At 72.3% G+C, this 19,639-nt stretch carries 20 protein-coding genes; 7 read left to right on the forward strand and 13 right to left on the reverse strand.

Features of this window, described 5'->3' with window-relative positions:
* The first annotated feature begins 14 nt into the window (after positions 1 to 14).
* Genes ACLF3M_RS03885 through ACLF3M_RS03895 form a run of 3 tightly spaced genes read left to right on the forward strand, consistent with a single transcriptional unit; the run spans position 15 to position 2,755 of the window.
* On the forward strand, positions 15 to 464 hold the full coding sequence (locus tag ACLF3M_RS03885; protein ID WP_430655535.1) for a hypothetical protein: 450 nt from the start codon (positions 15 to 17) through the stop codon (positions 462 to 464).
* Between the two features lie 2 nt (positions 465 to 466).
* Positions 467 to 1,141: a DUF599 domain-containing protein gene (locus tag ACLF3M_RS03890; protein WP_430655536.1), complete on the forward strand. Its 675-nt coding sequence runs from the start codon at positions 467 to 469 to the stop codon at positions 1,139 to 1,141.
* Positions 1,142 to 1,201: 60 nt separating this feature from the next.
* Positions 1,202 to 2,755, forward strand: a complete 1,554-nt coding sequence (locus ACLF3M_RS03895; RefSeq protein ID WP_430655537.1) for a DHA2 family efflux MFS transporter permease subunit — start codon at positions 1,202 to 1,204, stop codon at positions 2,753 to 2,755.
* Between the two features lie 112 nt (positions 2,756 to 2,867).
* Here ACLF3M_RS03895 and ACLF3M_RS03900 read toward each other — a convergent pair whose 3' ends face one another.
* Positions 2,868 to 3,959, reverse strand: coding sequence for a P1 family peptidase (locus ACLF3M_RS03900; protein ID WP_430655538.1), 1,092 nt, complete (start codon positions 3,957 to 3,959; stop codon positions 2,868 to 2,870).
* 75 nt (positions 3,960 to 4,034) lie between these two features.
* Here ACLF3M_RS03900 and ACLF3M_RS03905 point away from each other — a divergent pair, with 75 nt between their 5' ends.
* Positions 4,035 to 5,195, forward strand: coding sequence for an amidase (locus ACLF3M_RS03905; protein ID WP_430655539.1), 1,161 nt, complete (start codon positions 4,035 to 4,037; stop codon positions 5,193 to 5,195).
* Positions 5,195 to 5,590: an oxalurate catabolism protein HpxZ gene (gene hpxZ, locus ACLF3M_RS03910; protein WP_430655540.1), complete on the forward strand. Its 396-nt coding sequence runs from the start codon at positions 5,195 to 5,197 to the stop codon at positions 5,588 to 5,590. The genes ACLF3M_RS03905 and hpxZ overlap by 1 nt, the downstream gene beginning before the upstream one ends.
* Before the next feature lie 89 nt (positions 5,591 to 5,679).
* Here hpxZ and ACLF3M_RS03915 read toward each other — a convergent pair whose 3' ends face one another.
* Positions 5,680 to 6,300, reverse strand: a complete 621-nt coding sequence (locus ACLF3M_RS03915) for a hypothetical protein (protein ID WP_430655541.1) — start codon at positions 6,298 to 6,300, stop codon at positions 5,680 to 5,682.
* Positions 6,284 to 8,944, reverse strand: a complete 2,661-nt coding sequence (gene alaS, locus ACLF3M_RS03920; RefSeq protein ID WP_430655542.1) for an alanine--tRNA ligase — start codon at positions 8,942 to 8,944, stop codon at positions 6,284 to 6,286. The genes ACLF3M_RS03915 and alaS overlap by 17 nt, the downstream gene beginning before the upstream one ends.
* 170 nt (positions 8,945 to 9,114) lie before the next feature.
* Between alaS and ACLF3M_RS03925 the strand changes: the two genes are divergently transcribed.
* A complete protein-coding gene (locus ACLF3M_RS03925; protein WP_430655543.1) occupies positions 9,115 to 9,651 on the forward strand; it encodes a ferritin-like domain-containing protein in 537 nt (178 codons plus the stop codon).
* A 7-nt stretch (positions 9,652 to 9,658) separates the two neighbouring features.
* On the opposite strand, the gene ACLF3M_RS03930 is transcribed toward ACLF3M_RS03925, so the two are convergent.
* Both ACLF3M_RS03930 and ACLF3M_RS03935 read right to left on the reverse strand, forming a co-directional pair.
* A complete protein-coding gene (locus tag ACLF3M_RS03930) occupies positions 9,659 to 10,510 on the reverse strand; it encodes a DUF6065 family protein (protein ID WP_430655544.1) in 852 nt (283 codons plus the stop codon).
* Positions 10,511 to 10,584: 74 nt separating this feature from the next.
* A complete protein-coding gene (locus tag ACLF3M_RS03935) occupies positions 10,585 to 10,806 on the reverse strand; it encodes a hypothetical protein (RefSeq protein ID WP_430655545.1) in 222 nt (73 codons plus the stop codon).
* Between the two features lie 423 nt (positions 10,807 to 11,229).
* Between ACLF3M_RS03935 and ACLF3M_RS03940 the strand changes: the two genes are divergently transcribed.
* A complete protein-coding gene (locus tag ACLF3M_RS03940; RefSeq protein ID WP_430655546.1) occupies positions 11,230 to 13,221 on the forward strand; it encodes a hypothetical protein in 1,992 nt (663 codons plus the stop codon).
* A gap of 65 nt (positions 13,222 to 13,286) precedes the next feature.
* Here ACLF3M_RS03940 and recA read toward each other — a convergent pair whose 3' ends face one another.
* From recA to flgB, 8 genes are all read right to left on the reverse strand, one after another.
* Positions 13,287 to 14,321 carry a recombinase RecA gene (gene recA / locus ACLF3M_RS03945; protein ID WP_430655547.1) on the reverse strand — a complete coding sequence of 345 codons (1,035 nt, stop codon included), beginning with the start codon at positions 14,319 to 14,321 and terminating at the stop codon, positions 13,287 to 13,289.
* A 240-nt stretch (positions 14,322 to 14,561) separates the two neighbouring features.
* Positions 14,562 to 16,139, reverse strand: a complete 1,578-nt coding sequence (locus ACLF3M_RS03950; RefSeq protein ID WP_430655548.1) for an ATP-binding protein — start codon at positions 16,137 to 16,139, stop codon at positions 14,562 to 14,564.
* A 68-nt stretch (positions 16,140 to 16,207) separates the two neighbouring features.
* Positions 16,208 to 17,272 (reverse strand): EscU/YscU/HrcU family type III secretion system export apparatus switch protein, encoded by a 1,065-nt coding sequence (locus tag ACLF3M_RS03955; RefSeq protein WP_430655549.1) that lies wholly within the window; start codon positions 17,270 to 17,272, stop codon positions 16,208 to 16,210.
* Entirely contained in the window at positions 17,272 to 18,042 is a 771-nt protein-coding gene (locus ACLF3M_RS03960) for a flagellar biosynthetic protein FliR (RefSeq protein ID WP_430655550.1), read from the reverse strand. The genes ACLF3M_RS03955 and ACLF3M_RS03960 overlap by 1 nt, the downstream gene beginning before the upstream one ends.
* Positions 18,039 to 18,317: a flagellar biosynthetic protein FliQ gene (locus ACLF3M_RS03965; RefSeq protein ID WP_430655551.1), complete on the reverse strand. Its 279-nt coding sequence runs from the start codon at positions 18,315 to 18,317 to the stop codon at positions 18,039 to 18,041. The genes ACLF3M_RS03960 and ACLF3M_RS03965 overlap by 4 nt, the downstream gene beginning before the upstream one ends.
* A gap of 106 nt (positions 18,318 to 18,423) precedes the next feature.
* Positions 18,424 to 18,717: a flagellar hook-basal body complex protein FliE gene (locus ACLF3M_RS03970; protein WP_430655552.1), complete on the reverse strand. Its 294-nt coding sequence runs from the start codon at positions 18,715 to 18,717 to the stop codon at positions 18,424 to 18,426.
* Positions 18,717 to 19,124, reverse strand: a complete 408-nt coding sequence (gene flgC / locus ACLF3M_RS03975) for a flagellar basal body rod protein FlgC (protein ID WP_430655553.1) — start codon at positions 19,122 to 19,124, stop codon at positions 18,717 to 18,719. The genes ACLF3M_RS03970 and flgC overlap by 1 nt, the downstream gene beginning before the upstream one ends.
* A 28-nt stretch (positions 19,125 to 19,152) precedes the next feature.
* Positions 19,153 to 19,620 (reverse strand): flagellar basal body rod protein FlgB, encoded by a 468-nt coding sequence (flgB, locus tag ACLF3M_RS03980; RefSeq protein WP_430655554.1) that lies wholly within the window; start codon positions 19,618 to 19,620, stop codon positions 19,153 to 19,155.
* Positions 19,621 to 19,639 lie beyond the last annotated feature (19 nt).

Consider the following 19,639-nt stretch of genomic DNA (forward strand, 5'->3'; position numbering starts at 1 on the left):
GCGGCGGCCTCGCGATGACCGGCCCGGGCCTTCGTGCTGCGGCGGCGCTCCTCGCGCTGACCGCGACCGCGGCCCGGGCCGATTGCTTCGACTGGGACATGGCCGGCGCGCTGCTGCATCAGGGCACGCTGCGCGGCCTGCCGCCGGGCCCGGTGCAGTGGCGGGCCGGCACGCGCCCCGTCGGCGGCGACCACAGCGAGACGGCGGTCGAGCTGCGCTGGACGCAGGGCGGCCGCAGCGTCCGCCAGTCCATCTTCGCCGAGCTTCAGGACGGCACGCCGGCGCTGCGCGTCGTGGACGGGCAGCTCCGTCTCCGCGTCTCCTACTGCGAGCGCTACGGACGCTGCCGCCAGGTCACCCTGCCCTATCGCTGGGACCGTGCCGCCGGCCGCTTTGCCGGTGCCGACCGCAACGCACGGGAATCGCTCGAGGCCGTGGCCTGCCAGCCCGACGAGACGGGCTGACCATGCCGTTCAGCCTGCTCGACCTGCTCGCGCTCGCGGTCTTCGCGGCGTGCTGGCTCGGCTATGCGACCGCCGTGGACCGCATCCCCTCGATCCGCGCGCGCAGCGTGATCACCGCGATGGATGAGCACCGGCGCCGCTGGATGTGGGCGACGCTCTCCCGCGAGAACCGCATCGCCGACATGTCGGCGATCGGCAACCTCATGAACTCCACGAGCTTCCTGGCGACGACCAGCATCTTCATCCTGGGCGGCCTGGTCGCGATGCTGAGCGCGTCGGATCTCGGCCGCCGCGTGGTCGCGGCGCTCCCGTGGTCCGAGGTGCCGGGCGAGGCGGCGTGGGAGCTGAAGATCGCGCTGCTGCTGCTGATCTTCGTCAACACCTTCTTCGAGCTCACCTGGGCGCTGCGCCAGTTCAATTACGGCTCGATCCTGATCGGCGGCTTCCCGCCACCCGCCGAGGGCGAGAAGGGCGCGCGGCAGGTGGAGGCCGCGGCCGCGGTCCTGAACCGTGCCGCGCGGCACTTCAACACGGGGCTGCGCAGCTACTACTTCGGCCTGGCCGCGCTGGCCTGGATCCTCCACCCGCTTGCGCTGATCGCGGCCAGCCTTTTCGTGGTCCGCGTGCTTCACCGCCGCGAGTTCCGCTCCGCGGTACACGACGCCGTCCGCACCTGAGCTGGCGTCCCTCGGGGCGCTGGTGCGTTGGCGGCGCGACAGACAGCAGGACGACGCCTGATGGCCGACGGCCAGACCGCCCCCATATCGATTCCCATGCCGCAGGAAGCCGCCGCAGCGCTGCCCACGACACGGCCGCGGCGCGAGTTGTGGCTGGCGCTAGGCGGCGCGCTGCTGACGATGGCGCTGGCCGCGCTCGACCAGAACATCGTCAACACCGCGCTGCCGCGCATGGTCGGCGACCTCGGGGGGATGGCGCATATCTCCTGGGTGGTGACAGCATTCATGCTGACGGCGACGGTGACCTCGCCGCTCTACGGCAAGCTGTCGGATCTGTATGGGCGTCGCCGCCTGTTCTTCCTGGCGATCTCGCTGTTCCTGTCGGGCTCGCTGCTGTCGGGTCTGGCGCAGTCCATGGGCCAGCTCATCACGTTCCGTGCGCTGCAGGGCCTGGGCGCCGGTGGCCTGCTCGTGCTGGCGCAGGCGGCGATCGGCGATGTCGTCGCGCCGCGCGACCGGCCGCGCTACCAGGGGCTCTTCACCGGGGTCTTCGCGGTGGCGTCCGTCGCGGGGCCGCTCCTCGGCGGCGTGATCACCTCGGCGCTCTCCTGGCGCTGGGTGTTCTACGTCAACCTGCCGCTCGGGCTTCTTGCACTGGTGCTGATCGCGATGGGGCTGCGCACGCCGACCGAGGTGCGGGTCCGCCGCATCGACATCGCCGGCGCCGTGCTCTTGGCCGGCATGACGGCCGCGCTGCTGCTGCTGCTGGCCTGGGCGGGGATCGAGTTCCCCTGGGTGTCCTGGCAGGCCGCGGCCATGCTCGCACTCGTCGGCCTGCTGCTCGCGCTGTTCCTTCTGCGCGAAGCACAGGCGCCCGACCCGCTGATCCGGCTGCGCCTGTTCCGCAACGCCGTCTTCGCGCGCGGCGTGACGGTGGGCGGGATGATGGTCTTCGCGATGCTGGGCTCGACCGTCTTCATCCCGCTCTATTTCCAGCTGGTCTTCGCCATGAGCCCGGCGCTTGCCGGCGCGATGCTGCTGCCGCAGGTCGTGGGAATGGTCGCGACCTCCGTCGTCGGCGGCCGCATCGTCTCGAGGCTCGGGCGCAACAAGCCCTTCCTCCTGGCCGGCATCGGGCTGGAGGCGGCGGCGTTGGCGATGCTTGCGCTGCTCGCCTGGTCCGGCGCGGCGCCGGCCTGGTTCCTGGTCGCGATGGGGCTGCTCGGCATGGGCATGGGGATGGGCATGCCGAACCTGACGGTCGCGGTCCAGAACGCGGTGTCGCAGAAGGAACTCGGCGCGGCGACGGGGGCGATGACCTTCCTGCGCTCGCTCGGCGGCGCGCTGGGCGTCGCGGCATCGGGGGCGATCATGACGTCGCGTCTCGCCGCGGCCTCGGCCGCGATCGGGCCGACGCTCGACGTCGGGGCGATCACGCGGCAGGGCGTGCAGGCGATCGCGGCTCTGACGCCTGCGCAGCATGCCGTGGTCGGCGACGCGTACCGCACGGCGCTGACGGGCTGCTTCACGCTGAGCGGCGTGGTGATGAGCGCGGCCTTCCTGCTCGTGATGGGCCTGCCGGAGCAGACGCTGCGCGCGCGGATCAAGGGCTAGCCCGCGATCGGCCCGAGTGTGCTCACCGAAGGTGGGTACGCCAGGCCGTGAATCGCCGGGCCAGGGAAAGCTGGACCCGTATCGGGCTGACGACAGTCAGCCCCATACGGGTCTAGCCTGCCGACGCATTCCCGGTCGCTGCGCGCAGCGCGACAACGCGGTCCAGCGGCAGGGCGCGGCCGGTGACGCGGCGGCCTCCGAGCCGGCTCTCGACGGTGGTCGCCATCGTCAGCGCGTTGAGCACGGCTTCCTCCGTCGCCTCGATTGCCGCGACGAAGAGCGGCGACATCCGGTCGTTCGGCCAGTCCGCATAGCGCGCCTCCGTCGCGCGGCGTTCCGGCGTGCGCAGCACCTCGGGATGCGTCGCGAAGGCGATGGCGTAGTCGCCGGAGCCGTCGGAGAACGCGGCACCGGTGCGCGCGATCCCCGCCATGGCGCGGCGCGCCAGGCGCTGGAGGTTGCGGTCCGACAGCGGCGCGTCGGTCGCGACGACGACCACGACGGAGCCGTCGGCGTCGGCCTGCCGCGCCACTTGCTCGGCCAGGAAGTACCTGCCGAGCAGCTTCCCCACGGGCAGGCCATCCATCACCAGCGCGCCGCCATAGTTCGCCTGCACCAGCGCACCCACGGTCCAACCGCCGAGCGCCGGCGGCAGCAGGCGGGACGACGTCCCGATCCCGCCCTTCCAGCCGAAGGCCATGGTGCCGGTGCCGGCGCCGACGCTGCCTTCCTCGACCAGGCCGGTCGTGGCGGCCGCCAGCGCGGCGCGCAGGTGATCCGCGGTCACGCCGCGGGCACGGATGTCGTTGAGGCGGCCATCGTTGGTCTCGCCCACCACCGCGTTGACGCTGCGCACGGCCTCGTTGCCCGGCAGTGCCAGCGTCCAGTCCACCAGCGCCTCAACGGCGCGGCCGACGGCGAGCGTGTTGGTCAGCAGCACTGGCGTCTCGATCTCGCCGAGCTCCTGCACCTGCGTGACGCCTGCCATCTTGCCGAAGCCGTTCATCGCGAAGACCGCCGCCGGCACGCGATCCGCGAAGGGATTTCCCCCGTGCGGCAGGATGGCGGTGATGCCGGTGCGCGTCGCCTCGCCTTCTGTCACCGTGACCTGGCCGACGCGAACCCCAGCGACATCGGTGATGGCGTTGAGCGGACCCGGTGCCAGGATGCCGGGGGCGAAGCCGAGGTCGCGGGCGCGGGGCATGGGATCCTCCTCGGCGCCTTCTAGTGGTCGGCGCCTTGCACGGCGATAGTGGCCCAGCACGCGACAGGAGATGCGATGTCCCCCTTCGTCCCCGGCCCAGCAATCCGCGTCGAAGGCCGGTCCGGCGGCCCGCTCTCGGGCCTGACCTTCGCCGCCAAGGACCTGTTCGACGTCGCGGGATATCCGACCGGCGGCGGCAATCCCGACTGGGCCAGGCAGAACCCGATCCCCGAGCGCCATGCCTGGGCGGTGCAGACGCTGCTCAATGCCGGGGCGACGCTGGTCGGCAAGACGATCACGGACGAGGTCTCGCTCGGCATCCTCGGCGAGAACGCCTTCGACGGCACGCCCGAGAACCCCGCGGCACCAGGGCACGTGCCGGGCGGGTCGTCCTCGGGCAGCGCCAGCGCCGTCGCAGCGGGGCTCTGCGACACCGCGCTCGGCACCGACACCGGGGGCTCTGTCCGCGTGCCCGCGAGCTTCTGCGGGCTCTACGGCATCCGGCCGACGCATGGGCGGCTCGACCTGACGGGCATGATGCCGCAGGCGCCGAGCAGCGACACGACGGGCTGGTTCGCGCGCGACGCCGGGACATTCGCGCGCGTGTCGGACGTGCTGCTGAGCGAGGCGATCGGCCCTGCCCTGCCCACGAAGCTGGTCATCGCCACCGACGCCTTCGGCTTCGCCGAGCCCTCCACCGCCGCGGCGCTGCAGCCACTGCTGGGGAAGCTGACGCGCCTGGTCCCTGATCATCGCGAGGACCTGCTGGCCCCGCCCGGCCTGACCGCCTGGGCTCGCGCCCAGCGTACGCTGCAGCCCGTAGAGGCCTGGGACACCTTCAAGGCCTGGGTCGAGCGCGACAACCCGCGCTTTGCCTTCTCCGTCGCGCGGGGGCTGGTGATGGCGGCGATGACGCCGGAGGCGGAGCGCGGCTGGGCCGCGATGGTGCGGCAGGAAGCGCGCGGGCGGATGCGCTGGCTGCTGCCGTCGGGCACGGTGCTGGCCATGCCGTCCACGCCCTTCCCCGCGCCGAAGGCCGGGCTTCCGGTCCCGGCGCTGACGCCGATCCGCGACGCGATCCTCGGCCTCTGCGCCGTCGGCGGGTTGGCGGGGCATCCACAGGTGAACATCCCCGGCGCGCTGGCGGAAGGCCGCCCCGTCGGCCTGTCGCTGATCGCCGCGCGGGGCGCGGATGCGTTGCTCGTACGCACCGCGCTGGCGCTGGAGGACGCGTGATGGAGGTCAACATCCCCGAGGTCGTGGAGGAGGTCCGCGCCCTTTTCGAACGCTACGAGCAGGCGCTGATCGACAAGGACGTCGAGGTGCTCGACGCGACCTTCTGGAACTCGCCGCACACCATCCGCTACGCCGTCCACGAGAACGGCTACGGCTTCGACGAGATCCACGCGCACCGCGTCCGCCGCCCGCCGGGACCGGGGACGAAGCTGAAGCGCCGGCGGCTGGTGATCACCACGCTCGGCCGCGACATCGCGACGGTGAACCTGGAATACGACATGCGCGGGCGCGACATGCCCGGACGGCAGACCCAGACCTGGGTGCGGTTCCCCGATGTCGGCTGGAAGGTGATCTCCGCGCATGTGTCGGTGACGGAGAAGGCGCCGCCATGGTGAGCAGTGGAGTGCTGCGCCCACCCTGACCTTCACCCGCAAGCGGGGGAGGGGAGGGATGGGGTGGGGGCGGCGTGCCTTCCGCTCGCGTCTCACAACCCCCGCCCCGGCAGCGCCCCGTCCGGCCGCACCGCGCACCAGCGCCGCCGCGCGGCCTGGTCGGGCTGGTCGGCTTCCGCCGCGGCCTCGCAGGACTCCACCTTCCCGTCCTCGGCGTAGCGCAGCCCGATGCTGAAGGCGGGCACCAGAGTCCCGGCGATGCTGAAGCGGTGGAAGGCGTAGGTCGTCTCGCAGCAGCCGTTGCGCGCCATGGCCACGAGCCAGGCGCCGTCGCGGCGGAACTGGAAGCCGCTGATCGTGCCGGCCGGCACGAAGCGGCCCGTCGCGGGATCCATGCGCCAGAGCTCGTATTCGGTGTTGGCGTTGCCGACCATCGACGGCACCCAGAGATCCTGTGCACCGTCGCCATCGGCATCGCGCAGGCCAGGCCGGCCCTGGTCGGGATCGCCGGCCTCGATGCGCTGCACGGCGCGGCCATTGGCATCGAGAACCCGGATGCGCCAGGTCGCGTCAGCGGGCTCGGCGCGCAGCACCACCGGCGGCCGGCCGGGCCGCGTCGCGCGCAACGTGATCTCCGCCGCCGCGGCCGGCACCGCGCTGCCGAGCAGCACGGCGCCGATCACCGCGGCAAGAAGCCTAGGCGGCGACACCATGCGCCAGCGTCTCGCGCACCGCGGCGAGCGCCTCCGCGGACTTCGCGGCGTCGGGCCCGCCGGCCTGCGCCATCTCCGGGCGGCCCCCGCCGCCCTTGCCGCCGACCGCGGCGGCCGCCGCACGCACCAGCGCAACGGCATCCGCCCTGCCCTTCGCAGCTTCGGCCAGGCCCGCGACGATGCTGGCCTTGCCGCCTTCGGTGCTCACCAGCACGGCGACATCCGCCGTGCCGCCCTTCAGGATCGCCTCGGCCAGGCCTTTCAGGTCGCGCGCCGGCACTTCGCCCACGTCGCGCAGCGCGACGCGCAACCCGCCGATCGTCTCGACCTCGGCCGCCGCGCCGCCGGTCGCAAGCTTCTTCCGCAGGTCCGCGACGTCGCGTTCCAGCTTGCGGCGCTCCTCGACCAGCGCGGCGATGCGCTCGGCGAGTTCCTGCGGGCGGACCTTCAGCGCGGCCGCGGCCTCGTTCAGCTGGCGGTCGCGCTCCTCGATCACCTTCAGCGCGGCCTCGCCGGTCACGGCCTCGACGCGGCGGACGCCGGCGCTGACCGCGCCCTCGCTCACGATGCGGAAGAGCCCGATGTCGCCGGTGCGCCGCACATGGGTGCCGCCGCAGAGCTCCAGCGAATAGACGCCGTGCTTCTCGGTCGCGTTGGGGTCGTGCGCCATGCCGACGACGCGGACCTCCTCGCCATACTTCTCGCCGAAGAGGGCCATGGCGCCGGCCGCGACTGCCTGCTCAGGCGTCATCAGCCGGGTCGTGACCTCGGCATTCTCGCGCACGCGGGCGTTCACCTCCGTCTCGACCCAGGCGAGGTCCTCGTCGGTCATCGGCGCGTGGTGGGAGACGTCGAAGCGCAGCCGGTCCGGCGCGTTCAGCGAGCCCTTCTGGGAGACATGCGTGCCGAGCCGCCGGCGGAGCGCCTCATGCAGCAGGTGGGTCGCGCTGTGATGCGCGCGGATTGCGCCGCGGCGGGTGTGGTCCACCTCGGCCTGCACCGCGAGCCCGACCTTCGCCTCGCCATGCGCGACCACGCCATAATGCACGAAGAGGTCCACGAGCTTCTTCTGCGTGTCGCGCACGATGATGCGCGCGGCTTCGCCGGCCGAGATCAGCCCGGTGTCGCCGACCTGGCCGCCGCTCTCGGCGTAGAAGGGTGTCTGGTTCAGCACCACCGCGACCTCGGCGCCGACGGGCGCGCTGTCCACGAGCTTGCCGTCATGCACGATGGCCAGGATCTCGCCCTCGGCGGTCTCGGTGTTGTAGCCCAGGAACTCGCTCGCCCCGACCTTCTCCTTGAGGTCGAACCAGAGCGTCTCCGTCGCGGCCTCGCCCGATCCGGCCCAGGCGGCGCGGGCGCGCTTCTTCTGCTCGGCCATCGCGGCGTCGAAGCCTGCGGTGTCCACGGACTTGCCCTCGCCGCGCAGCGCGTCCTGCGTGAGGTCGAGCGGGAAGCCATAGGTGTCATAGAGGCGGAAGGCGACCTCGCCGGGCAGCACGCCCTTGTCGCCGAGCTTCGCCGTCTCTTCGGACAAAAGGCCCAGCCCGCGGGCGAGCAGGCTGCGGAAGCGGCCTTCCTCCAGCTTCAGGGTTTCGGTGATCAGCGCCTCGGCGCGGATCAGCTCGGGATAGGCGGTGCCCATCTGGCGGATCAGCGTCGGTACCAGCCGATGCAGCAACGCGTCCTGCGTGCCCATGAGGTGCGCGTGGCGCATTGCGCGGCGCATGATGCGGCGCAGCACGTAGCCGCGGCCCTCGTTCGAGGGCAGCACGCCATCGGCGACCAGGAAGGAGGACGCGCGCAGGTGGTCGGCGACGACGCGATGGCTGGCCCGGAAGGGCCCGTCGGGGTCCTGGCCCGTGGCCTCGGCGGACGCCAGGATCAGCGCGCGCAGCGTGTCGGTGTCGTAGTTGTCGTGCTTGCCCTGCAGGATGGCGGCGAAGCGTTCCAGCCCCATGCCGGTGTCGATCGAGGGCTTGGGCAGCGGCACGCGCGTGCCGGGCGGCCCTTCCTCGTACTGCATGAAGACCAGGTTCCAGATCTCGACGAAGCGGTCGCCATCGGCGTCGTCGCTGCCGGGGGGCCCGCCGGGGATCGTGTCGCCGTGGTCGTAGAAGATCTCGGAGCACGGGCCGCAGGGGCCGGTGTCGCCCATGCGCCAGAAATTGTCGGAGGTCGGGATGCGGATGATCCGGCTTTCCGGCAGCCCCGCGATCTTCTTCCAGTAGGCCGCGGCGTCGTCGTCCTCGGAATAGACGGTGACGAGCAGCTTGTCCTTCGCCAGTCCGAAATCCCTGGTCACCAGCTCCCACGCATAGTGGATGGCCTGTTCCTTGAAGTAGTCGCCGAAGCTGAAATTCCCCAGCATCTCGAAGAAGGTGTGGTGGCGCGCGGTGTAGCCGACGTTGTCGAGGTCGTTGTGCTTGCCGCCGGCACGAACGCATTTCTGCGCTGTGGTCGCGCGCACATAGGGGCGGCGTTCCTGGCCGGTGAAGACGTTCTTGAACTGCACCATGCCGGAATTCGCGAACATCAGCGTGGGATCGTTGCGCGGAACCAGCGGCGAGCTCTCGACGACTTCATGGCCGTTGCGCCGGAAGTAGTCCAGGAAGGTCGCGCGGATGTCGTTGCTGCTGGTCATGGGCGGTTATGCCGTTGGTCTCGCGGGGGAAAAGTCGTCTCCCCTAGCGCGCGCGTAGCGCTGCGTCGAGGGCCGCGGTGCCGGAACCCTCCCCCCCGGCCCGCCGTTCCGTCGGGGATGCCGGGCCAAGGGCGCCGGTTTCCACTGCCACCGATCGGAGGGACACCCCCATGGCCGAAGACTTCAAGTCGCTGCTGGGCGAGCTGCTGCAGGACACCTACAGCGCCGAAACCCAGCTTCTCGAGGCGCTGCCGGAGATGGCGGAAGCAGCCGCAACCCCGCAGCTCAAGCAGGCCTTCCAGGAGCACCTGGCCATGACCCAGCGCCAGGTCGAGCGGCTGGAGAAGGTCGCCGAGATGCTCGGCGTGGATCCCGAAGGCGAGGATTGCGAGGCGATGGAAGGCCTGATCGCCGAGGGCGAGGAGATCGTGGATGAGCACGATGAGGGCCCGGTGCGCGACGCCGCGCTGATCGTCGCCGCGCAGAAGGTCGAGCATTACGAGATCGCTGCCTACGGCTCCCTCGTTACCATGGCCAAGGCGGCCGGGATGCGGGAAGCGGCCGACCTGCTCGCCCAGACGCTGCAGGAAGAGAAGGACACGGACGAGTTGCTGACCCAGGTCGCCGAGCAGCAGGTCAACCCTGCGGCGCTGCGCGGCGCGGCGGCGAACGACGCGACCAAGGGCCGGAAGGGCAGCGCGGCATAGCGGGCCCCTAGGCCGCGGCCGACGCGCCCCGGTACGGGCAGGCGCGCGCGGCGGCTGACACCGACGGCTCCGGCACGGTGCGTCCGTCCCCTGCAACCGCAGGGGACGGACCCTGCCGACGCCGTCGCCGTGCCTCGGCGGCGTAGCGCCCCTGCCGATGTGCGGGGTCCTGGTTCGGGGCGACGACGTCGCGCTGGAAGTCGTACCAGTCATCCGGCGCCCATGATTCGAGCTCCTCGACAAACCCGGCCCCGTTCAGCACGGCATCGGCATAGGCGGCCTGCGGGATGGGCTGGACCTGCAGGAAGGGCTCGTCGCCGCGGAACTGCACGGGACGATCGGTGCGGGTGAGGCGAAGGTTGGTGAAGAGCGGGCCGAACCAATGGTCGGCCTCCACCACGCCCTCATAGGGCTCGAAGCCGGGATGACGCGGCAGGTTGGCGAGCGGGCGGACCAGCAGGCTCCAGCCCGGAGTCGTGCGCGCAGCCAGCCCCGTCCAGACCTGGACGACGCCGGGTTCCTGGATGGCGGTCAGGAACGGCGGGGAGTGCTCCCGCGCAGCCTCCGGCGCTGCGGCGTCGAAGCGGGCGCGGAAATGCGGGAACTGCGCCGCACCGAGCGGCATCCAGTCGGCAAGCCCCTCGCAGGTCCACCAGGCCTGGCTGCCGTCCCAATGCAGATCGAAATCGAGCGGCGGCCGGACGTGCCAGCCGAAGCCGGACGCCGTGCTGACGGCGTCGCAGTAGCGATAGGCCCGCGTCGGCAGGCTGCCGAGCGCCGAGCGGTCGGCGCGTTCGGGCGCCGGCGCCTGGTCGATCATGCGGTAGAAGGTGACGACGGGGGAAGTCGGCCGGTCCATCGCTGGGTCCCGCGATCTGGCGGTTTCGGACAGGGGTGGTCGGGGCGGAGGGCTCACCCCCTCCGCCCTGCCGGTCAGCGGCGCAGTCCGGCGCCGAGGCGCACCTTGCCCGCATCGGCGATCGCGGCCGGCAGCGGCTTCGGCGCGCCCTTCAGGCCGGCGCCGAGGCGCACCTTGCCCGCATCGGCGATCGCAGCCGGCAGCGGCTTGGCCGCGGCGCGCAGCCCGGCGCCGAGGCGGACGCGGCCGTGATCCGCGACGTCGGCGGCGGAGAGCGGGGGGGTGATGGTCGGCATGGGCGGAATCTCCTTCCGGGGGGAACATGGCCCGCAGGACATGGCGGGGGGGCGAGGGCGCCGCCGCGACATGGCTTATATTCCTTGTTCTGTTTCTGTTCAAGTATTTTTTCTTAGGTGGATCTGAACGTAGGGTTAACGGCTTCTCGCGATGGCGGGTGATCGCACGCTCCAGGGTGCGCCGCGCCGGCGCCAGGCTCGGCAGAGGCGATCGGGCGCGATCTGCTGCCTTTTGAACCGGAAACGAGCGGACCAAAGTGCCGAGACGGGCGGTGGCAGTGATCGCGTCAATGCAACCGAAGAGAGAGCAGACTTGGAAATCGTTTGGTAAAGCCTCCTCCGCAGCGACGCCGTATCTCTTTTTATCAACTGGTGGCTGTATCGGCGGCATAAATTAGCTACTATTTGGGGATGGTCGGGACGATGTCTGCCATCCTGCCGCTCCGCACGCCCCACGGCGACACCCCGTCGCCGGATGCCTTCCCGCGCCTGCGTCTCGTGCTGATCGGACGGATGGAGGCCTGGAGCCTCGCCGCGCTTCCGGTCCTGCCCCGGGCGCGGAAGACCCGTGCGCTGCTCGCCGTGCTCGCCATGGCGAGGGGCCAGCCCGTGCCGCGCGGGCGCCTGGCGGAACTGCTCTGGTCCCGGCGCGGCGAGGAACAGCAGCGCGGCTCGCTCCGCCAGGCCGTGCATGAGCTGTCCGAGAGCCTCGCCCCGATCGGCGTGCCGCTGCTCGTCTCGACGCGGGAGACGGTCGCGCTGCGCGGCGATCTCGTCTGGACCGACGCCGTGGAGCTGATGCGCGCCCGCCCGGGCAAGGCCGACGCGCTCGACCTGCTGACGGACGAACTGCTGGTGGACATGGACGGGCTCGACGCCGCCTTCGACGCCTGGCTGGCGGAGCAGCGCGCCCGCCTGCGCCAGGCCGCGGCGACGCGTGCGGCCGCCATGCTTGCCACGGCGGAGGGGCCGGCGGCCGTCGCCGCGGCCGCTCGGCGGCTGCTCGAGCTCGACATGCGGCATGCCGAGGCCTGGCGCGCCCTGATCTCCGCGCTGCGCGAGGCCGGCGACCGCGCCGGTGCCCTAGCGGCGGAGGAGCAGCATCGCGCGCTGTCGGCCGCGCCCGGCGTCGCGGCGGCGACGGAACGCGGCGCCGCGCCCGCTGCCCGCGGCGGCGACCCGACCACCCCCGCAGCCCCCCTCGCGGCCTCCGCCAGGCCGCGCAGCGCGCGCGGCGCGCGGCTCGGCGTGCTGCCGCTGCGCGTGCTCGGGACCGAGACCGAGGCGCATCTCGCCATCGGGCTGGCCGAGGAGATCGCGACCGCGCTCGCGCGGTTCCGCTGGCTCTTCGTCGCGGACGGCGCCTCGCTCGCCGCGGCCTCGGCACGGCTCGGCGAGACGAAGGCGGCCGAGGAGCTCGGCCTGGACTTCCTGCTTGGCGGCACCGTGCAGCGCAGCGGCGCGCGGGTCCGCGTCTCGCTCCAGCTCACGGACCTCCGCCCGCCCGCCACTATCGTCTGGAGCCAGCGCTTCGAGAGCGAGACCGGCGACATGCTGGCGCTGCAGGACCAGACCGCCGCCGAGCTCGTCGCGCGCATCGACCCGGAGATCCTGCTGATCGAGGCCGAGCGCGCGACGCAGCGGCGCAGCGTGGCGCCGACCGCCTACGACCTGCTGCTGCGCGCGATTCCCGCCCTGCACCGGCTGGACCGCGACGGATTCCTGGAAGCCGGCGCCCTGCTGGAACGCGCGACGGCGCTCGACCCGGATTATGCGCCGGCCTTCTCCTGGCACGCCTATTGGCATCTGTTCCTGGTCGGCCAGGGCTGGTCGCGGAACGGGCAGGCCTTCGCCGAGGCCGAGCGGCTGGCGAGCCGCGCCATCGGGCTCGACCCGCAGGACGCGCAGGCACTGACCATCCACGGCCATGTCCGCGCCTATCTCCACCACAGCCTGCCGGAGGCACGGGCGCTGCACGAGCGCGCGCTGGCGCTGAACCCCAACCTCGCGATGGCCTGGGTCTTCTCCGGCATGACGGAGAGCTATCTCGGCGAGCATGAGCGGGCGCTGCAGCGGCTCGATCGCTACAAGCAGCTTTCACCGCTGCACCCGCATGCCTTCTTCTTCGACGCGGCGCGCGGCATCCCGCTGCTGCTGCTCGGCCGGCACGAGGAGGCCGCGGAGGTCGCGCGCCAGGCGATCGCGCTGCAGCCCGCCATCAGCTATCCCTACAAGGTCGTGCTCAGCGCACTGGGGCACATGGGCGCGGCGTCGGAGGCCGCGGCCTGGCGCGCGCGGCTGGCGGAGATCGAGCCGGACTTCACCCTGGCGCGCGCGATCGCGCGCAACCCGATGGCCCGCCTCGAGGACCGCACGCATTACGAGACGGGCCTGATGCTCGCCGGCGTGCGCTAGGGCCCGTCATGCAATGCCCGCGGCAGCGGGACGCGCCTCCCCCTCGATAGGGGGAGGCGCTTGCGCTACTCCGCCGCCGCCGCCTCGCTCTCCTCGCCGGCGAGCATGGCATTGGCCAGGCCCGCGGCCTGGTCGCGGATGCGCTTCTCCACGCTTTCGGCGACCGCGGGGTTGTCGCGCATGAACTGCTTCGCGTTCTCGCGCCCCTGGCCGATGCGCTGGCTGTCGCAGCTGAACCAGGCACCCGACTTCTCGACGACGCCGGCCTTCACGCCGAGGTCGATGAGCTCGCCGACCTTGGAGATGCCCTCGCCATACATGATGTCGAACTCCACCTGGCGGAACGGCGGCGCCATCTTGTTCTTCACCACCTTCACGCGGGTCTGGTTGCCGGTGACGGTGTCGCGTTCCTTGATGGAGCCGATGCGCCGGATCTCCATGCGCACGGACGCATAGAACTTCAGCGCGTTGCCGCCCGTGGTGGTCTCGGGGTTGCCGAACATCACGCCGATCTTGAGGCGGATCTGGTTCAGGAAGATCAGCAGCGTGTTGGAGCGCGACACGCTGCCCGTCAGCTTGCGCAGCGCCTGCGACATCAGGCGGGCATGCAGGCCGACATGGCTGTCGCCCATCTCGCCCTCGAGCTCGGCGCGGGGCACGAGCGCCGCGACGCTGTCCACCACCAGCACGTCCACCGCGCCGGAGCGCACCAGCGTGTCGGCGATCTCAAGCGCCTGCTCGCCGGCGTCGGGCTGGCTGATCAGCAGGTTGTCCACGTCCACGCCGAGCTTGCGGGCATAGCCGGGGTCGAGCGCGTGCTCGGCGTCGATGAAGGCGCAGGTGCCGCCGCGCTTCTGGGCTTCCGCGATGGCGTGCAGCGCGAGCGTCGTCTTGCCCGAGCTTTCCGGACCGTAGATCTCCACGATGCGGCCCTTCGGTAGGCCGCCGATGCCGAGCGCGAGGTCGAGGCCGAGGGAGCCGGTCGAGATGACCTCGATCTCCTCGTCGGCGGCCTTGTTGCCCATGCGCATGATGGAGCCCTTGCCGAAGGCCCTCTCGATCTGGCTCAGCGCGGCGTCCAGGGCCTTCGTCTTGTCCATGGGATGGCTCTCCGGTCTCAATTGAAGGACTTATCAACCAATAAGCGCATTCTGAGCAGACGTTACCACTGCTGGTAACATCTGCGCCACATCGAAGTCGAGCGCGGCGACGCGCCACAACCGCACTGCGGCCTGGACGGAATATGACCCAATCCACCCCGCCATACAAGAACATTTAGGAAACACGCAGGTGGAACGCTGGGTTCCACGCCCGCCTTACCAGACGCGCGGAGTCGCCCCCTACCCCGCCGCGGCGGGCGCGTCGGCCGGCAGGATGGCGCGCAGTTCCGCCACCAGGTCCGAAAGCCCATAGGGCTTGGGCAGCAGCCGCAGCTTCTCCGCCGCGAGGTCGCGGCCAAGCGCGGCCTCGGCGTAGCCGGAGACCAGCAGCACCGGTAGGTCGGGGTCGCGTTCGCGCAGCCTGGCGGCGAGGCCGAGCCCGTCCAGCCCCGGCATCACGACGTCGGAAACCAGCGCGGCCGGCTTCACGGCCTGGGTGTCCAGCATCTCCAGCGCCTCCTCCGCCGAGGTCGCCGTCATCACCTCGAAGCCGGCGCGGCGCAGCGCGCGTTCGGCCAGCCGCAGCAGGGGTGGCTCGTCCTCGACCAGCAGCACCGGCGCGCCGGACGGCAGCGCCGGCGGCGCGGCGGGCACGGCGGCAACCGGGGCGGCTATGAGGGGCGCGGCGGCGTCCGCCGCACCTTCGTGGCGGGGGAGCCAGATGCGGAAGGTCGAACCCTCGCCGGGCCGGCTCTCGGCGGCGATGAAGCCGCCGGACTGGCGGACAATGCCGTGCACGGTGGACAGGCCGAGCCCACTGCCGCCCTGCTCCCGCTTCGTCGTGAAGAAGGGGTCGAAGATGCGCGGCAGGAGTTCCGGCGGGATGCCGCCGCCGGTGTCCGAGACCTCCACCGTGACGTAGCGGCCGGGCGGCAGTTCCTCCTGCCCCAGCGGCTCGGGCTGCAGCACCACGGCGTGGCCGGTCGCGATGCGCAGGCTGCCGCCGCCCGGCATGGCGTCGCGCGCGTTGAGCGCCAGGTTCATGATGACCTGGTCGAGCTGCGTAGGGTCTATGCGCACGCGCCGTCCGGGCTCGTCGAGCTCGAGGCTGAGCCGCACGCGGCTGCCGAGCAGCCGGCGCAGCAGCGCCGCCATCGCGCCGACGGCGTCGTTGAGCTCGACGACGCGCGGCTGCAGCGCCTGCTGGCGGGCGAAGGCGAGGAGCTGGCGCACCAGCGCCGCGCCGCGCGCGGCCGATTCCATGATCTGGCGGAGATCCGGCGCCGCAGGTCCGTCGGGCTCGCGCGCGAGGGCGGCTTCCGCGCTGCCGCCGATGGCGCTGAGGAGATTGTTGAAATCATGCGCGATCCCGCCGGCCAGCGCGCCGACGGATTGCAGCCGGGCGGCGGCGGCGTTGCGCACGGTCTGCTCGGCGGCGGCCAGCGCGCTGACGCGCAGCAGCGCGAGATGCTCGCGCCCGGGCAGCGGGCGGCGTTCCACCTGCACCTGCGGCGCGCCGGCCGAGGCGAGCGCGGCCTCCACGCGCCGCCCGGCATCAAGCGCCGCGGCGGTGCCGTCGCGCAGGCTGGGCTCGATCAGCGCGACCGCCGGCATGCCCGCGCGCAGCGGCAGCGTCGGGCCACAGAGCCGCGCGAGTTCCGGATTCCAGGCGACCAGCCGGTCCTGGTCGTCCAGCAGCGCGAGCCCGGGCGAGGACGCGTCCAGCACGGCGCGCAGCAGCGGACCCGCCTCGGTGCGGCCAGCAACGCCGCGCAGCAACGCATCGAGCCCCCATCGCGATTCCGCGCGGTCACCCATGCATGCCCCCTCCGGTTGTGGCGGAACCCGCGCTTATCAACCCATACATGTGGGCGCCGCTTCGGGGATCAAGATCGTTGCGGAGCCGCGGCGCCGGCGCGTCGCCAGACGAAGGCGATGACCTCGGCGACCGCCTGGTAGTGCTCGGCGGGGATCTCGGCACCGACCTCGACCCGGTGCAGCGCGCGGGCCAGCGGCGGGTTGGCGACCAGGGGGACGCCGGATTCCTCGGCCCTGGCGCGGATGCGCGCGGCAAGCTCGTCCACGCCCTTGGCGACGACCGTGGGCGCGGCGTCGCCGCCTTCATAGGACAGCGCGACGGCGTAGTGGGTGGGGTTGGTGATGACGACGGCGGCGCGCGGCACGGCGGCCATCATTCGCACCCGCGCACGGCTTTCGCGGATCTGGCGCCGCTTCGCGCGCAAGGCCGGATCGCCCTCGTTCTCCTTCACCTCCTCCCGCAATTCCTGCCGCGTCATGCGGAGCTGGCGCATCAGGCGCAGCCTGACCCAGAGCAGGTCCAGCACCGCGACGCCGGCGAAGGCGAGGAGCGTCGCCACCATCAGCCGCCCGGTCTGCCGCGCGGCTTCCAGCAGCATCGCGCCGGCGGGCAGGTGCAGCGCGCCCTGCAGCGAGGCGGGATCGCCGAGCGCCACCCATAGCGCGGCGCCTACGACGCCGAGCTTGAGCAGGCTGCGGATGAACTCGATCGCACCCTCCGCGCCCAGGATGCGCTTCAGCCCCGACCAGGGATCGAGCTTGTCGAGCCGGGGCGCGAGCGACTGCGCCGAGACGAGGCCGCGCGTCTGCAGCAGCGTCGCCGCGACGGCGGCGAAACCCGCCGCGCCGGCGACCGCGCCGACCAGCAGCAGCGCGCGCCAGCCCAGCGCCGCGGCGCCGTCCGCCATCTCGATCTCATGCGCGCGCGAAAGCAGGGCGCGCATCGCCTTCATCAGCTCCGTCCCCTGCGCCGGCAGCACGAGCCAGGCCGCGAGCGCGGCGGCGAGCAGCGCGGCGAAGCCCGTGGCCTCGCGCGAGAGCGCGACCTGGCCCTGTTCGCGCGCGCGCTCGATCCGCCGCGGTGTGGCGGCTTCCGAGCGGTCGGCGGCGTCGGGGGCGTCCTCCTCTGCCATCAGCGCGCGCCGGGCAGCGCCATGAAGGCCTGGCTCAATGCCGCGCCATAGGTCAGCAGCATCGCCGGCGCGAGGAGCGCGAGCAGCGCCAGCCCCGCCAGGATCTGGCCGGGCACCACGACGAAGAAGGTCTGGACCTGCGGCACCAGGCGCGACAGCAGGCCGAGCGCGATGTTCAGCACCACGGCGGCGATGACGAAGGGCGCGGCGAGGCGCAGCGCGAGCGAGAGCGAGGCCGCGCCGGCCTGCGCCACCGAACCCGCGACGGTGCCGAGCGGCAGCGGCGCGCCGGCGGGCAGCACGACATAGGTGTCGGCCAGCGCGCGGAGCGCGACGGCGTGCAGCCCGGTGCCAAGCACGAGCACGGCCGAGACCAGGCCGAAGGCGCGCGCCATGGCGGTGGCCTGGCCGCCGATCTCGGGGTCGGAGACCATCATCCCCTGCAGCCCGATCAGCGCCGCGATAGCCTGGCCGGCGATGGCGAGCGCGAGCGCCGCGAGCCGCGCGAGCCCGCCGAACCAGAGCCCGGCGACGACTTCCTGCGCGACCAGCCGCGCGGCCTCGGCCGTGTCGTCGGGGGCGGAGGGCAGCCCGGGCAGCAGCGCGGCGGTGATGGCCAGCGCAAGGGAGAGCCGGATGCGGGCGGGGATCTCCTGCTCGCCGAGCCCGGGCAGCAGCATCGCCGCTGCGCCGATGCGGGCGAAGACCAGCATGGCCTGGAAGGCGAGCGCGGGCAGATCGCGGACGAGCTGGAGATCGCTCTCCGTCACTTCATGCCGCCGATCTCGACGGCGCGGTCGAACAGCATCTCGGTCCAGCCGCGCATGGCGCCGAGCGTCATCGGCCCGAGCAGCAACATGACCGCGCCGCAGACGATGAGCTTCGGCAAGAAGGCGAGGGTCGCTTCCTGCACCTGCGTCAGGGCCTGCAGAATGGAGACGGCGAGGCCGACGACGAGCACCGCCAGCAGCGGCGGGCCCATGGCCTGGAGCGCCACGATCAGCGTTTCGCGCAGCGACTGCGCCAGGGCTTCTTCCGTGCTCACGGAGGTTTTCTCCGGTGGAGTGCTGGGTCCGGCGGGGAGCGCCCGCGGGAAACCGGCGCAACGCTCCCTCCCCCGCTTGCGCGGGGGCCAGGGGTGGGGGTCGGCGCTAGATCGGCATCCTCATGACGTCCTGGTAGGCGGCGACGACGCGATCCCTGACCGCGACCGTCGTCTGCAGTGCGAGCTCCGCGCGCGAGATCGCCAGCACCGCGTCGGTGACACTGCCCTGCCCTAGCATCGCCGCGGTGGACGCGGTCTCGGCACTGCGGCCGACCTCCACGCCCTGTTCCAGCGCGCGCTGCAGCATGCCGCCGAAGCCGCCTTCTCCCGCGGGCGGCGCGGCCCCGGCGCCCGCGGCGGCGCGATAGGCGGCGGCCGCGGCGGCGGCGACGCTCGTCATCAGCGCAGCGCCTCGATCGTGCGGGTCAGCATAGCCCGCGTCGTCTCCAGCACGGACAGGTTCGCGCTGTAGCTGCGCTGCGCCTCTCGCATGTCCATGACCTCGATCAGGCTGTCCACATTGGGGGTCTTCACGTAGCCCTCCGCATCCGCGGCGGGATGACCGGGCTCGTAGCGCGTGGGGAAGTCGCCGGGCTGGGTGCCGATGCCGGCGACGGCGACGGTCTGCGCGCCGAGCATCCGGTCCATCGTATTGGCGAAGGTCACGGTGCGGCGGCGATAGGGGTCGGCACCCGGCGATTCGCCGGTGCTGTCGCGGTTCGCCAGGTTCTCCGCCACCACTCTCAGCCGCGTCGCCTGCGCCGCCATGCCGGCGGCGGAGATGCGCAACGCCAGATCGAGGTACATGACCTAATCCTCCTCTCCGCCCGCACCGTCAGCGCCCGAGCGTCGTGCGGAACATGCCGGTGAATCGCTGGTGCACCGCCATGGCGAGCTGGTGCGCCGTATCCGTCTCCGCGATGCGCACCGCCTCCCGGTCCAGGGAGACGGCGTTGCCGTCCGGCGAAACCTCCGCCGGCCGGCGCTCCGGCCGCGCACCCGAGGCCGAGGCCGGGCTGCCCGCGCCGTGCCCAGCCTGCGTCCGGGCAAGGGCGAGCCGCATCTGCCCCGCGAGTTCCTGCGCGAAGGGCGCGAGGTCCGAGGGGCGGAAGCGCGGCGTGTCGGCATTGGCGACGTTCTGCGCCAGCACCGCCTGCCGCCGGTCGAGCCAGTCCAGCCGCCGCGCCGCGAGCGCCAGCGGGTTGCCCGCTGCCTGCCCGGCCGGCGCGCCGCCTATCCCGACGCCGCGCGGGTGCACCCCGCCGCGCTGCCGCCCACCTGTGAAGCCTGCGATGCCATCCATGCGCGCCGCTATGGGCCGG

The sequence above is a fragment of the Falsiroseomonas sp. HW251 genome (assembly GCF_050563545.1).
GTDB lineage: Bacteria > Pseudomonadota > Alphaproteobacteria > Acetobacterales > Acetobacteraceae > Falsiroseomonas.